The organism is Streptomyces sp. NPDC008121 (genome assembly GCF_042957155.1).
In the GTDB taxonomy this organism is placed as follows: domain Bacteria; phylum Actinomycetota; class Actinomycetes; order Streptomycetales; family Streptomycetaceae; genus Streptomyces.
In genome coordinates this window covers 858,632-871,637 of record NZ_JBIBHT010000001.1, presented here as the reverse complement: position 1 = coordinate 871,637, position 13,006 = coordinate 858,632, and the positions used below count along the sequence as shown (strand labels likewise).

At 72.1% G+C, this 13,006-nt stretch carries 10 protein-coding genes; 5 read left to right on the top strand and 5 right to left on the bottom strand.

The window, feature by feature from the left end:
* The first annotated feature begins 4 nt into the window (after positions 1-4).
* Positions 5-1,147: a glycosyltransferase gene (locus tag ACFZBD_RS03775; protein WP_391135920.1), complete on the top strand. Its 1,143-nt coding sequence runs from the start codon at positions 5-7 to the stop codon at positions 1,145-1,147.
* On the opposite strand, the gene ACFZBD_RS03770 is transcribed toward ACFZBD_RS03775, so the two are convergent.
* The 3 genes from ACFZBD_RS03770 to gmd form a co-directional block, all read right to left on the bottom strand.
* Positions 1,126-1,815 carry a hypothetical protein gene (locus tag ACFZBD_RS03770; protein WP_391134743.1) on the bottom strand — a complete coding sequence of 230 codons (690 nt, stop codon included), beginning with the start codon at positions 1,813-1,815 and terminating at the stop codon, positions 1,126-1,128. The two genes, ACFZBD_RS03775 and ACFZBD_RS03770, sit on opposite strands and share 22 nt — an antisense overlap.
* Positions 1,816-1,900: 85 nt before the next feature.
* Positions 1,901-4,630 (bottom strand): LamG-like jellyroll fold domain-containing protein, encoded by a 2,730-nt coding sequence (locus ACFZBD_RS03765; RefSeq protein WP_391134740.1) that lies wholly within the window; start codon positions 4,628-4,630, stop codon positions 1,901-1,903.
* A 140-nt stretch (positions 4,631-4,770) separates the two neighbouring features.
* A complete protein-coding gene (gene gmd, locus ACFZBD_RS03760; protein ID WP_391134738.1) occupies positions 4,771-5,784 on the bottom strand; it encodes a GDP-mannose 4,6-dehydratase in 1,014 nt (337 codons plus the stop codon).
* A 143-nt stretch (positions 5,785-5,927) separates the two neighbouring features.
* Between gmd and ACFZBD_RS03755 the strand changes: the two genes are divergently transcribed.
* Entirely contained in the window at positions 5,928-6,905 is a 978-nt protein-coding gene (locus ACFZBD_RS03755) for an NAD-dependent epimerase/dehydratase family protein (RefSeq protein WP_391134735.1), read from the top strand.
* Between the two features lie 21 nt (positions 6,906-6,926).
* On the opposite strand, the gene ACFZBD_RS03750 is transcribed toward ACFZBD_RS03755, so the two are convergent.
* A complete protein-coding gene (locus tag ACFZBD_RS03750) occupies positions 6,927-8,402 on the bottom strand; it encodes an exopolysaccharide biosynthesis polyprenyl glycosylphosphotransferase (RefSeq protein ID WP_391134732.1) in 1,476 nt (491 codons plus the stop codon).
* Between the two features lie 571 nt (positions 8,403-8,973).
* Between ACFZBD_RS03750 and ACFZBD_RS03745 the strand changes: the two genes are divergently transcribed.
* From ACFZBD_RS03745 to ACFZBD_RS03735, 3 genes are all read left to right on the top strand, one after another.
* Positions 8,974-10,533, top strand: a complete 1,560-nt coding sequence (locus tag ACFZBD_RS03745) for an endo-1,3-alpha-glucanase family glycosylhydrolase (RefSeq protein ID WP_391134729.1) — start codon at positions 8,974-8,976, stop codon at positions 10,531-10,533.
* Between the two features lie 71 nt (positions 10,534-10,604).
* A complete protein-coding gene (locus ACFZBD_RS03740; RefSeq protein WP_391134726.1) occupies positions 10,605-12,041 on the top strand; it encodes a WGR domain-containing protein in 1,437 nt (478 codons plus the stop codon).
* Positions 12,038-12,502 carry a hypothetical protein gene (locus ACFZBD_RS03735; RefSeq protein ID WP_391134724.1) on the top strand — a complete coding sequence of 155 codons (465 nt, stop codon included), beginning with the start codon at positions 12,038-12,040 and terminating at the stop codon, positions 12,500-12,502. Before ACFZBD_RS03740 ends, ACFZBD_RS03735 begins: the two co-directional genes overlap by 4 nt.
* 49 nt (positions 12,503-12,551) lie before the next feature.
* On the opposite strand, the gene ACFZBD_RS03730 is transcribed toward ACFZBD_RS03735, so the two are convergent.
* Positions 12,552-12,974 carry a DUF350 domain-containing protein gene (locus ACFZBD_RS03730; RefSeq protein ID WP_391134721.1) on the bottom strand — a complete coding sequence of 141 codons (423 nt, stop codon included), beginning with the start codon at positions 12,972-12,974 and terminating at the stop codon, positions 12,552-12,554.
* Positions 12,975-13,006 lie beyond the last annotated feature (32 nt).

Below are 13,006 nucleotides of genomic sequence, written 5' to 3'. Positions count from 1 at the left end.
CGGCCTGCGCGTGCTGCACGCCGTCACCCTGCACAGCCCCACCCACGCCTTCGGCGGGCCCGTCCGGGTCGCGCTCAACCTCTGCCAGGGCCTCGCCTCGCGCGGGCACCGGCCGCTGCTGACCGCGCTCGGCGACGGGTTCGACGCGGCGGGCGGCTCGCTGCCCACGGAGGTGGAGGGCGTGCCCGCCCGTCTCTACCAGGCCCGCTCGATCCTGCCGCTCGGCTTCAGCGGCATCACCTCGCCCGCGATGCTCGCCGGCGCGGGCAGGCTGGTGCGGGACGCCGACATCGTTCACGTCCATCTCGCGCGGGATTTGGTGACCCTGCCCGTCGCGCTCGCCGCGCTGCGGGCCGGACGCCCGCTGGTGCTGCAGACCCACGGGATGGTCGACCCGAGCGGGAAGGCGCTCGCCAAGGTGCTGGACGCGGTCGCCGTCCGCCGCGTGCTGCGCGGCGCCTCGGCCGTCCTCCACCTGACCGGCCGGGAGCGCAAGGACCTGGACGCCGTCGCCGGCGCCCCCCTGGAGCGGTCCGTACGGCTCGTCAACGGCGTCCCCGCCCAGGAGCCGCGCCCCGCCCCGGAGGGGCCGCCCCGCATTCTGTACGCGGCCCGGCTGCAGGCCCGCAAGCGGCCCACCGACTTCGTCGCGGCGGTCCCCGAGATCCTGCGCGACCACCCGGACGCCCACTTCGTCCTCGCCGGTCCCGACGAGGGCGAGCGGGCCGCGGTCGACGCGCTCGTCGCCGAGCTGGGTCTCGAGGACCGGATCAGCCGGCCGGGGCCGCTGTCGGCCGAGCGGATGCTGGAGGAGCTGCGCCGGGCGCACGTCTATGTCCTGCCGTCCGTCGACGAGCCGTTCCCCATGTCCGTCCTGGAGTCGCTGTCGGTCGGCACGCCGGCCGTCGTCACCGGCTCCAACGGTCTGGCCCGGGACATCGAGGAGGCGGGCGCGGGCCGCGTCGTCGCCGACGCCGCGGGTCTCGCCCCCGCCGTGCACGCCCTGCTTGACCCGAGGGAGAACGACGAAGCCTCCGCGGCGGCCCGGAAGCTGGCCGCGGAGGCGTTCTCGATGGATGCCGTCGTCGACACCCTGCTCGATGTGTACGAGAGGGCGCGCGCGGGTCAGGCGGGCAGCCAGGCGTAGCAGCCGGAGGAGACGAACTCCTCGGTGCCCGCGGGGATCTTGGCCTTGACCTGGCCTTCGGAGCCGAGCGGCGGCCCGGAGGCGAGGACCTTCCCGCCGTCGCCGAGCGCGCGCCAGGAGCACGCGGGGTCGGTGGTCAGCGCGCGGTAGGTGCCGGCCTCGGGAGACTTCACGGTGCCGTCGGGGAAGCCGGTGGCCGCCGTGGCGAGCAGCGGCTTCTGCGCGGTGCACAGGTGGGTGATCGTCGCCTCGGCGTCCTTGATGTCGCCGGCGATGATCGCGCCGACGGCGGCGTCCTTGTCCCGCTTGGCGGTGCGCTCCAGGCGCTGGCAGGACTCCTGCCCGGTCTGGAGCACGGCGGCGGGGTCGGTGTTCTTGGGGACCCGGCCGCTCAGGTAGGACTTCTGGGTCTTGGTGAACGAGCCGGTGGCGGGCTTGAGGTCGGAGTCCGGTACGACCGGTCCCCGGGAGGTGGAAGGGGTGGGGCCGGTCGGCGCCACCTCGTTCTGCCGGTCGGGCACGGAGCCCGGCCGGGTCGTGCCGGTGGCCGTGGGCGGCCCGCCGGCCTCGGCGTCGCCGCCGTCGGACGACGAGCAGGCGGTGAGGGCGAGCAGGCCGGCCAGCACGGCCGCCGCGGCCGCCGGGCGCCGGTGAAGTGGACGACGCATGGATGAGCTCCTGAGGTACGTGGGCCGCGGGGACCCGGCTGCTGCCGGGGCCCCGCGGCCTGTCATGAGGGGTACTGCGTGCTGCTTACGGGGCGCCGAAGGTCAGCACCAGCTGCGGAGTGCCCTCCGCGGCCGCCGCCTCGGACGACCAGATCCACAGCGGGTCGGTCCCGACGCTGGTCAGCGCGACACTGTACGAGCTGCCGAGCGCCGCCGAGATCGCCGCGTTGTCCAGCGCGGCGGAGTAGATCGCCGAGCCGTCCGTGGCACCGCTCAGGGTGCCGATCGGAGTGGCGCCGAGCGCGGGGCGGTTGGTGTACGTCACCGCTCCCTCGGTCCACGCGCCGGTGACCGGGACGACGGACTGGCTGTCCGCCGAACCCGCGCCGGCCATCGTGGTGGTCTTCACCGCGAGGCGGGCGCTCTTGAGGACGGTGCCGGCCGGGGCGGACGGCAGCGTGAACCGCAGGTAGGACTGGTACGCCGAGGTACCGCGGACCGCCATCGAGCTGGAGGTGCCGTAGTTGGTGCCCGGGGCACCGGCGTTGACGTAGCTGTCCTCGGTCGCCGTTACGGTGCTGACCGTGTCGGCGGGCGCGGAGGCCAGGTTGTAGTGCTTGGCGACCTGCGCGGCGGTGAGCGCCGACGGGTAGACGGCCGCCTCGTCGATCTGACCGGCGAAGAAGCTGCTCGACGGACGCAGCGGCCAACCGGAGAGGTTGTCGGCGCCGACGTGCCAGTAGCCGGAGTACTGCTGGTTGGTGGTGACGTTGTTCGAGCCGGCGAGCTTGCCGTCGATGTAGAGGCGCATCCCGTCCGGACCCTGGGTGCCGACCGCGTGGTGCCAGGCGCCGTTGTTGTACGAGCCCCACGAGGTGAGCGTGCGGGTGGAGCCGGTGTAGACGCCGAACACCACGTTGCCGGTGTTCGTCATGTACAGGTGCTTGTCGTAGCTGCCGCTGTTGCGGGTGGTGTTGTCACCGAAGCCGATCAGCTTGCCGCCGCGGTTGGTGGTCGTCTTGAACCACGTCTCGACGGTGAACGAGCCGTTGACGTTCTGCCGCTTGTCGGTGTGGATCTGCTCGTCCGAACCGTTGAGCGCCACCGCGGTGGAGGCTCCGGTGACGGCGGCCGGGGTCTGGCGCAGCACCGGGGCGTTGACGTACAGGCCGCTGTTGTTCGCGTCCGAGGAGTCGGCGGCGTACGGCGTCGCCGACTCGTCGAAGCGCCAGTAGAGGCCGGCACCGTCGGCGATGACCTGGGAGGCGTACGGCTCCGGGGACGTCGGGACGGTCACGGTGGACGTCGCGGACGGGGCGCTGGTGTTGCCGTCCGCGTCGCTCGCGGTCACCCGGTAGGTGTAGGTCTGGCCGGGGGTCACGCCGGTGTCCTTGAAGGAGACCTGCGGACGGGACCAGTGCAGGGAGTCGCCCTCGACGGTCGCGACCGGGGTGGCCGCTCCGTTGCGGTAGACCTTGTAGGTCAGCGTGGAGTCGTCCAGGTCGAGGCTGGAGCGCCAGCGGACCTGCACCGCGTTCGTGGCGACGGCCGCGGCGCTCGCCACGGGGACGGTCGGCGCACCGGTGTCGGGGCCGGAGGCGAAGCGGGTCAGACCCTGCGCCGGGGCGCCGTTGGTCGTGGTGAACTCGCCGCCCACCCACATGTACTTCGTGGCACCCGTGCCGGAGATGGCGAAGGCGCGCGGGCCGATGCCCTCACCGAGGCCGTCGTTGGTGTCGGGGAACCAGCCGAGCTTGCCGGTCGACGTGGTCGGCTGGGCGAGCAGGTGGTAGCGGCGCCCGTCCGGGAACTCGCCGACGCTGGAGCAGTCGTGTGCGTGCGAGGCGCTGTACAGCACGCCCTCGTACGAGCGGACCGCCTGCGTGGCGCCCAGGCAGGTGTCGCGCCAGCGCTGCTCGAAGTCCGAGAGGTTCAGGGCTATGCGGCCGTCGAAGACGCCGCCGCCCGTGCCCTCGTTGCCGGTGTAGAACCCGGTGGCGTCGGTCTCGATGTCCTTGACGACCGAGTTCTGCGGGATCCAGCCGTTGGGGTACGCCTTCGTCACGGTGCCGCTCGTGGCGTCGACCACGGCGAGGGCGTGCGAGTTGGCGCCGTTGACGCGGAAGAAGTCACCGCCGAGCAGCACGTGCTGCCCGTCCGGGGTGATCTCGATGGCGCGGCCGGGCTCGTCGGCGTCCGCGCGGAACGGCAGCAGCGCGCCGCCGGTGGTGATGGCCGCGAACCGCTCGCGGGTCTGGCCCTCGACCGAGCCGAAGTCGCCGGCGGCGTAGATGGTGGTGTCGGTCACGGCGAGCGCGCGCACGGTGGCGGGGAAGCTCGGAGTGAAGCTCGCCTTGGGCGTGCAGGTGGCGATGTCGATGGCCGCCAGGCTGGAGACCGGCGTGCCGTTGACGGCGCCGAAGTAGCCGCCGGCGTACAGCGTCTTCTTGTCCGGCGAGACCACCAGGGTCCGCACGGTCGCGGTGCCGCTGCCCACCGTGAAGGACAGGGAGCAGTTGGTGGGCGCGCCCGTGGCCGCGTTCATGGCGGCGAAGTTGACGGCGTCCTTCGGGGTGCCGGCGACGCCCTCGGGCGGCCGCAGCTCGGAGAAGGTGCCGCCGACGAAGACGGTGTCGTTCGCCTCGGCGAGCGCCCAGACGATGCCGTTCGTCTGCCAGGTCGGCAGATCGTCCGCGGTGAAGGCGACCGGCGGCGTGAGCGCCGAGGCCTTCGGGGCCAGGAGCGAGCCGCCGGCTGCGACCGCCGCCCCGATGGCGATGACGAGGGCCGAGGTGAGCCCCCAAGTTTTACGCATGTTCCCCCCAGGCGTGAAGCCCAGTAAATGTGGCGCGAAGTCGTGCCATGCGATGTGATGAATGCGAACTGTATGACGAACCGGACGGCATTGTTGCGCACTTGACCAATCCGGTACATCCGACCCGGTGAAACCGCAGGTCAGCGGTCAATTCGAACGGTAGCTCCAGCCAACTGGTCCTGGACAAGACGGACATCCGCGTCCACCATGATCCGCGCCAGCTCCTCCACGAGGACGGTCGGCTTCCAGCCAAGCAGTTCGTTCGCCTTGCTCGCGTCACCGATCAGCGCGTCGACCTCGCTCGGACGCTCGTACTTCGGGTCGAACCGCACGAACTCCGACCAGTCAAGACCGGCGTGCGAGAAGGCCGTCTCCAGGAACTGCCGCACCGTGGCCGGCACCCCGGTCGCCACCACGTAGTCGGTCGGCTCGTCCTGCTGGAGCATCCGCCACATCGCGTCCACGTACTCGGGGGCGTACCCCCAGTCCCGTACGGCGTCGAGGTTGCCCAGGTACAGCCGGTCCTGCAGACCGGCCTTGATCCGCGCCACCGCGCGGGTGATCTTGCGGGTCACGAACGTCTCGCCCCGGCGCGGGGACTCGTGGTTGAAGAGGATCCCGTTCACGGCGAACATGTCGTACGCCTCGCGGTAGTTCACCGTCGCCCAGTACGCGAAGACCTTGGCCGCGCCGTACGGGCTGCGCGGGTGGAACGGCGTCTGCTCGTTCTGCGGCGGCGGCGTCGCGCCGAACATCTCGGACGAGGACGCCTGGTAGATGCGGGTGTCCACGCCGCTCGCCCGGATCGCCTCCAGGAGCCGCAGCGCGCCCAGGCCCGTCACGTCGCCCGTGTACAGCGGGGCGTCGAAGGAGACCCGCACATGGGACTGCGCGCCCAGGTTGTAGACCTCGTCGGGCCGGATGTCCCGGAGGAGGTTCACCAGCGCGACCCCGTCGGAGAGGTCCGCGTGGTGCAGCACGAACGAACGGTTCGCCTGCTGCGGATCCTGGTAGACGTGGTCGATCCGCTCCGTGTTGAAGCTGGACGACCGGCGGACCAGGCCGTGCACCGTGTAGCCCTTGGACAGCAGCAGTTCCGTCAGGTACGAACCGTCCTGACCGGTCACGCCGGTGATGAGTGCGGTCTTGCTCATGCGTGGAGCCCCTCCCGAACGAACCGGCCCCCAGCCGATCCGTAGCGTGCGAATATCCCGTGGCATACGGGTCTGTGGTGGAACAAGAAGAAAATCCGGATCTGGTGTGTGATCGCCCCCGGCGGCCTGGCATGATCCCGACCATGACTCAATCGACGACCGACCCGACGACCGACCGGACGGAAGCTCCGTCGTACCTGCCGGAGCACGCCCGCGTCTTCGTCGCGGGCCACCGCGGCCTGGTCGGCGCCGCCGTGGCCCGTCGGCTGACCGCGGACGGACACGACGTGATCACCCGCACCCGCGCCGAGCTCGACCTGCGGGACGCGGCGGCGACCGCCGCGTTCCTCGCCGAGACGCGCCCCGACGCCGTGGTGCTCGCAGCCGCCAAGGTCGGCGGCATCATGGCGAACAGCACCTACCCGGTGCAGTTCCTGGAGGAGAACCTCCAGATCCAGCTCAGCGTCGTCGCGGGAGCGCACGCCGCCGGGGTCGAGCGGCTGCTCTTCCTCGGCTCGTCCTGCATCTACCCCAAGCTGGCCCCGCAGCCCATCCACGAGGACGCGCTGCTCACCGGCCCGCTCGAGCCCACCAACGAGGCCTACGCCCTCGCCAAGATCGCCGGCATCGTTCAGATCCAGGCCTACCGCAAGCAGTACGGCGCCGCCTACATCTCCGCGATGCCGACCAACCTCTACGGCCCCGGGGACAACTTCGACCTCGAGACCTCGCACGTCCTCCCGGCGCTGATCCGCCGCTTCCACGAGGCCCGCGAGGACGGGCGCGAGGAGATCGTCCTCTGGGGCTCCGGCACCCCGCGCCGCGAGTTCCTGCACGTCGACGACCTCGCCTCGGCCTGCGCCGTCCTGCTGCGGACCTACGACGGGGACGAGCCGGTCAACATCGGCTGCGGCGAGGACCTCACCATCCGCGAACTCGCCGAGACCGTCGCCGACGTCACCGGCTTCCGCGGCCGGCTGGCCTGGGACACCGCCAAGCCCGACGGCACGCCGCGCAAGCTCCTCGACGTGTCCCGGCTCAGCGGCCTGGGCTGGAAGCCCTCGATCGGTCTCCGGGACGGCATCGCGTCCACGTACGCCTGGTGGCGCGCACAGCACTGAAACCATGAGGCGGCCGGCCCGTCAGTACGCTCCGCGACCGTCGACGACGGCGCGGAACGTACGGGCCATGACGTCGACGTCACTGGTGAACGACCAGTTGTCGACATAGTGAAGGTCCAGCTCGACCGTCTCGTCCCACGACAGGTCGGAGCGGCCGCTTATCTGCCACAGACCCGTCATCCCCGGCCGCACCGAGAGCCGGCGCAGCTCCACGTCCCCGTACCGCGCCACCTCCTCCGGCAGCGGCGGACGCGGGCCCACCAGCGACATGGCGCCGGACAGGACGTTGATCAGCTGCGGCAGCTCGTCCAGCGACGTACGGCGCAGCAGCCGCCCCACCCGCGTCACCCGCGGGTCACGGCGCATCTTGAACATCAGACCGTCGTTCTCGTTGGCGTGCGACAGCTCGGCCTTGCGGGCGTCTGCGTCCACGAACATGGTGCGGAACTTCCACATCACGAACGGCGCCCGGTCCTGACCGATCCGCACATGGCGGTAGAACACCGGCCCCGGCGACGTCAGTCGTACCGCCGCTCCTATCGCGAGGAACAGCGGCGACAGGACGAGCAGACCGAACGCGGCGCCCGCCCGGTCCATCACGGACTTCAAGAACTGCTGCACACCGCTGCGCACCGGCGGAGCGACCCGCAGCAGCGCCATCCCGGCCGCCGACGTGGTCTCCAGCCGCTTCACGGAGAACTCCACCAGACCCGGGGCGAGCGCCAGCTCGGTGCCCGCGTCGTGCAGCCCCCAGGAGAGCCGGCGCAGCCGCTCACCGGCCATCCGCGCACCGGCCGCGACCAGGACGACGTCCGCCTCCAGTTCACGGGCGGCGGCGAGGACGTGCTCGGTGTCCCCGTCGGCGGCCTCGGGCATCAGCACGCCGAGCCGGGCGGCCACCGGGGCGCCGGTACGGACCGGGCCCTCGCCTATGGCGACGACACCGACCACGACGTACGGGTGCTCGGTGCGGCCCGCCAGGTGCTCGGCGACGTCACCGGCGGCCCGGGGCTCGCCCAGGACGAGGACCCGGGTGACCACCTGCGCCTCGCGGCGCGCGGCCACCAGGTGGTTCCAGGTCAGCTTCGTGCAGATCAGGGTGAGGACGGGCGCCGGCAGCACGGCCGCGAGGCAGAGCAGCGCCGGGTGGTGCAGATCGGCGGCGGCCCGCAGGACGGCGAGCACACCGAGCAGGATCAGCCAGTCGTGCAGCACCGGCAGACTGCCCCGGGACTCGCCCAGCGAACGGCCGGCGTAGCGGCGGCGCAGCGCGCGCACCACGACCCACGCCAGAGCGGCGACGGCCGCGCCGGTGAGGGCGTACGGCTGTCGCTCGACGCGCATGATCAGCGCGGTGGGCAGAGCCACCCCGAGGATGTCCACCGCCAGAGCGAGAACCCGATACCAGCGCGCTTTGGCGCGTGGATGCGGATGGACCGGTCGTGAGCCGCCTTCGGTGCGGACAGACTGGGTCTCAGTTGTACGGGCATGCCACATGTACCCCCCCGGCACGTGTCGACGTTCGCCGCCCTACTCACCGGGCCCCTGACCGGATGAGCAAGCGTCGCAACGCGGAACAGTACGACAAACTCGCCCACGTCCGCTGCGGTTCACGCGAACGACCTCAGAAGGTGATGGCGCGTTCATCTCGTGACAAGGCGGCCCGCGTTCTCGCGGCCGACCGCATAATACGCCCGGCGGGCCCGAGTTGGCGCACGTGAGGCGGTGAACGGAACCTCCGGGTCCGCCCGAAGGAAGGCAGACCTCACTTCTCGAAAAGTTCCCAGTGTGGCGAAAACCACAGTCATCCCCTGGTGGAGAGGCGGGCAGGAACGGGACCTTCCGGGCGAAACGAATTCGGTCGTCCGCCGCCGGCGAAGCGGAACCCGCCGCCCCCTCGTCCGCCGCCGGTCACCCCCGCCGACGCGCCCGCAAGCGGTACCGGCCGCGCCGCCGGAGGCCGCCCGGCGCGACCCGGACGGTTGTTGTCCCCCGGTGCGGGATCGGCTGTACTACTGACAGCGCAGCCCGCGGGACCGCGGCAGCCTCGACCCGCCGGAGGGACCCCATGGCGCCCATCCCCACCCCACCCGCCCTGCCGGGACGCAGGACCCGCGCCGCACGGCCCCACCGGGCCCCGGGGCGCCGCAGACTCCTCCCCGGCCTCGTGCTCGGCGTCCTGCTCGCCGGATCCCTCGCCGGCATCGGCGCGGCGGCGGCGCTCCGCGACGGCGCGACGGCGGAACGGGCCACCACGGCGGAGCAGTACAGCACCGCCCTCCCCTTCGACCTCCCCGACACCCGGACCCTGCGCGCCTCCGGCAAGCTGGTGTTCGCCCACTACTTCACGCCGTACCCGCTCTCCCTCGACAACCGGCCGCCGCGCGACGACTACTACAGCCGCAACTACCTCACCGCGAACGGCGAGAAGGGCAAGCACCGCGCCTACGCCGGACTCCTGCGCGACCGTCCGCTGCCCGCCGGACCCGAGACCGGCGACTGGGAGCTGGCCCACCTGCGCCAGGAGGTCCGCACCGCACGCGACGCCGGACTCGACGGCTTCACCGTCGACCTCCTGTCGCTGAGCGGACGCAACTGGGAGCGGGTCGGACTCCTCATGCGCGCCGCCGCCGAGGAGGACCCCGGCTTCCGCGTCCAGCTCATGCCGGACATGACCTCCCTCGACACCACCCCGGCCGCCCTCGCGGATTCGCTCGCGCAACTCGCCCGCCACCCCTCGGCCCACCGGCTTGCCGACGGCCGGCTCGTCGTCTCCCCCTTCAAGGCGGAGGAGAAGGACCCCGCCTGGTGGCGGCTCACCATGGACGAACTGCGCTCCCGGCACTCCGTCCGGACCGCGCTCGTCCCGCTCTTCCTCGACTTCACCCCCGACCGCGAGCGGTACGCGTCGATCAGCCACGGCTTCTCCGACTGGGGCAGCCGCACCTACCACCGCCAGTCCGGTGCCACCGCCGACGCCGACCGCGCCCACCGGCTCGGCAAGATCTGGATGCAGCCCGTCTCCGTCCAGGACGCCCGCCCCAACCAGGGCATCTACGACGAGGCGGGCAACACCGAGACCCTGCGCGCGAGCTGGGGCGCGGCCATCGCCTCGAACGCCGACTGGGTCCAGCTCACCACCTGGAACGACTACTCCGAAGGCACCCACTTCGCGCCGTCCCTGCACAACGGCTACGCCTATCTCGACCTCTCCTCCTACTACCTCACCCGGTTCAAGACCGGCGCCTGGCCGAAGATCGTCCGGGACACCGTCTATCTGACCTCCCGCGTCCAGTTCGCCGGCGACAGGCCCCCCGCCGCGGCCCAGCCGAAGGTGATAGAGCCGCGCGAGGGCACCGCCCCGCCGCGGGACACGGTGGAGGTGCTGAGCTTCCTCACGGCGCCCGCGCGGGTGCGCACCGGCACCGGGGGAACGCAGGGCGCGTACCAGGCACCGGCGGGTGTGCACGCGCAACTCCTGCCGCTGCGCACCGGCCACAGCGAGGCCACCGTGGAACGCGCCGGACGGATCACGACGACGGTGACCAGCCGCTATCCGGTACGCCGGCCGATCGACCGGCAGGACCTGCAGTACTACGCCGTGACGAGCGGCCGCAGCCAGCGCTGAACCGGGGCCGGGGAGGCGCCGGGGTCCGGGGTCGAGGAGCGTTGTCAGTGGCAGCGCCTACGGTTTTCCCCATGACGACGAAGACCTATCTGGAGCTGTCCCAGGACGGCGGCGGCGCGCACAAGTTCTACGAAGTGACGGTCGACGACCTCGTGGTGTCGGTCCGTTACGGCCGGATCGGCTCGGCCGGACAGACCCAGACCTCCACCTTCCCGACCACCGAGAAGGCCCGTGCCGCGGCGGCGAAGAAGATAGGGGAGAAGGTCCGCAAGGGGTACGCCCCGGCGGTGCAGGGCCGGCGCGCCGCCCGGTCGATCACCCGCCGCGAGGTCGTCTCCGCACCCTCCACGGCACGCGCCGTCGCCCCGGTCCTGTGGCGCTTCAGGACCGGCTCCGCCGCCTTCGGCATCCACGTGGACGACCAGCACGTCTATGTGGGGAACCAGGCCGGCTCGGTGTACACCCTGAGCCACACGGGTGACGTCCGGGCCCGGTTCAGCCTCCCCGACGGCGTGAAGTGCCTGGTCGCGGACGACTTCTGGATCTACGCCGGCTGCGACGACGGCCGGGTGTACGACCTCTCGTCGAAGCTGCCCTTCGCCGCGTACGACATCGCCGCCGACGTCGACATCTTCTGGCTCGACATCCACGAGGGCGTCCTCGACGTCGCCGACCGCTCCGGGCGGCTGACCGTCATCGACCACGAGGACGAGCACCAGTGGTCCCGCAACAGCCGGGGCGAGCACGCCTGGATGGTCCGCGCCGACGGCGACGCCGTCTACCACGGGCACAGCAAGGGCGTCACGGCGTACGCACCCGACGGCGGAGGCGAGTTGTGGCACACCGCGACCGCCGGCGGCGTCCTCTTCGGATGGCAGGAGGACGCCGCGGTCTACGCCGGAACCGCCCACCGGAAGGTGCAGCGGCTGGCGAAGAAGACCGGGCGCGTCGAGGCCGTGTACGCCTGCGACAGCCCGGTGTACTCCTGCGCGACCTCGCCGGGCGGCCGGTTCGTCTTCGCCGCCGACTCCGCCTCGTCGGTGTACTGCTTCGCCGAGGACGGCACCCGGCTCTGGAAGCTGGGCACCGGCGGCGGCTCCGCGCTCTCCATGCAGTACCGCGAGGACCGGCTCTATCTGGTGACCACGGACGGTTCGCTGGTCTGTGTGGACGCGAGCGAGGCGGCGATCGCCGCCGCCCAGCAGGGCACGGTGCCGGTCGCCAAGGACATCAAGCTCGCCGCGGCCCTGCCGACCTACGAACCGGCGACGACCGTGGAGGCCGTGACGGTGGTGAGCGCCGCGCCGGCCGGCTCGGTCGTCGTGGAGTGCGTCCAGGAGGGCGGCAGGACCCGGGTGCACGTGATCTCCGAGGGCTACGAACCCTCCTGGAACGTGCAGTTCCCCCGAGCGATCCGCGAGGCCGGCGCACGGTACGTGGTCGATGCCCTGCACCCGGCCTCCGGCGGCTTCTACCGGGTCCGCGGCGACATCCGGCGCCTGCAGTGAGCGGCGGGGCGTTCGAGGCGGCGACGGGGGACGGCCCGCCGCCGCCGGCCGAGGAGGCCGAGCAGCGGTCGCGGGAGGTGCGGGCGGCCTGGGAAGGGCTGCTGCAGATCCGCCGGTTGAGCCGCCGCGACGGCGGCGAGCCGGGTGCCCTGCCCGCCGAATGGGAGCGAAGACAGCCCGTCCGCGCGATCGCCCTCGCCCTGGAGGCGGCGAAGACGCCTCCCTCGGCCGTCGACCCCGCCGGAGCGCGCGTGGCGACCGGCTACCGCGTCACCGCGGGGGAGCGGCCGGGCACGGCCGTCGTGGAGTGGCTGGGACCGCCGGCCGGCGGCGCCGCGGGAGAGGCGGAACCCGCCCTCACCCGGCTCGTCCCCGCCCTGGAGCGGTGCGGCTGGGAGGCGCTGCTCTACCGGGGACCGCGCGGCCGGCGCTTCCTGGAGGTCGAGCCGCTCGGCGGCTGACACCGGCGGAGGTGGGCGCGTCTCCCCGGCGACGGGCCGGGCGCGGGGGTCAGGCGATGGAGGCGGAGAGGATGGCGGAGACCGCCAGGTTGCACGAGGCCGTAACCCAGACCGCCGGGTGCGGCTCGGGGTCGACGAGGGTGGCGCCCAGCTTGCCGGGCGTGACCAGGTCCACCACCAGGAACGCCACGGCCATCATCACCAGACCCAGCAGACCGAACGCGGCCGTGGAGGCAAGCCCCTTGCCGAAGGAGTCGTAGGTCGTCCAGATCGACGTGAAGACGATCCCGCCGATGCCGAGCAGCGCCGAGCTGAGCAGGAGCGCGGCGTTGCGGTTGCGCTCCTCCCAGATCTGCCGCCCGAGCTTCCCCGGCGTCAGGAGGTCCACCAGGACGATGCCGAGGATCAACAGCACCACACCCAGGGCGCCGTAGGCGGTGGCCCGGCCGAGGCCGTTGACGATGTCGCTCATGGGATTCCGGCTCCGAACAGAAGTGATCGCGG

What these genes read in the sequence shown, in the direction of transcription:
- ACFZBD_RS03740 (WP_391134726.1), top strand. Translation starts at nt 10,605, where the DNA reads ATGACGACGAAGACCTATCTGGAGCTGTCCCAGGACGGCGGCGGCGCG.
- ACFZBD_RS03730 (WP_391134721.1), bottom strand. Translation starts at nt 12,974, where the DNA reads ATGAGCGACATCGTCAACGGCCTCGGCCGGGCCACCGCCTACGGCGCC.
- ACFZBD_RS03750 (WP_391134732.1), bottom strand. Translation starts at nt 8,402, where the DNA reads ATGTGGCATGCCCGTACAACTGAGACCCAGTCTGTCCGCACCGAAGGC.
- ACFZBD_RS03765 (WP_391134740.1), bottom strand. Translation starts at nt 4,630, where the DNA reads ATGCGTAAAACTTGGGGGCTCACCTCGGCCCTCGTCATCGCCATCGGG.
- ACFZBD_RS03770 (WP_391134743.1), bottom strand. Translation starts at nt 1,815, where the DNA reads ATGCGTCGTCCACTTCACCGGCGCCCGGCGGCCGCGGCGGCCGTGCTG.
- ACFZBD_RS03745 (WP_391134729.1), top strand. Translation starts at nt 8,974, where the DNA reads ATGGCGCCCATCCCCACCCCACCCGCCCTGCCGGGACGCAGGACCCGC.
- ACFZBD_RS03755 (WP_391134735.1), top strand. Translation starts at nt 5,928, where the DNA reads ATGACTCAATCGACGACCGACCCGACGACCGACCGGACGGAAGCTCCG.
- gmd (WP_391134738.1), bottom strand. Translation starts at nt 5,784, where the DNA reads ATGAGCAAGACCGCACTCATCACCGGCGTGACCGGTCAGGACGGTTCG.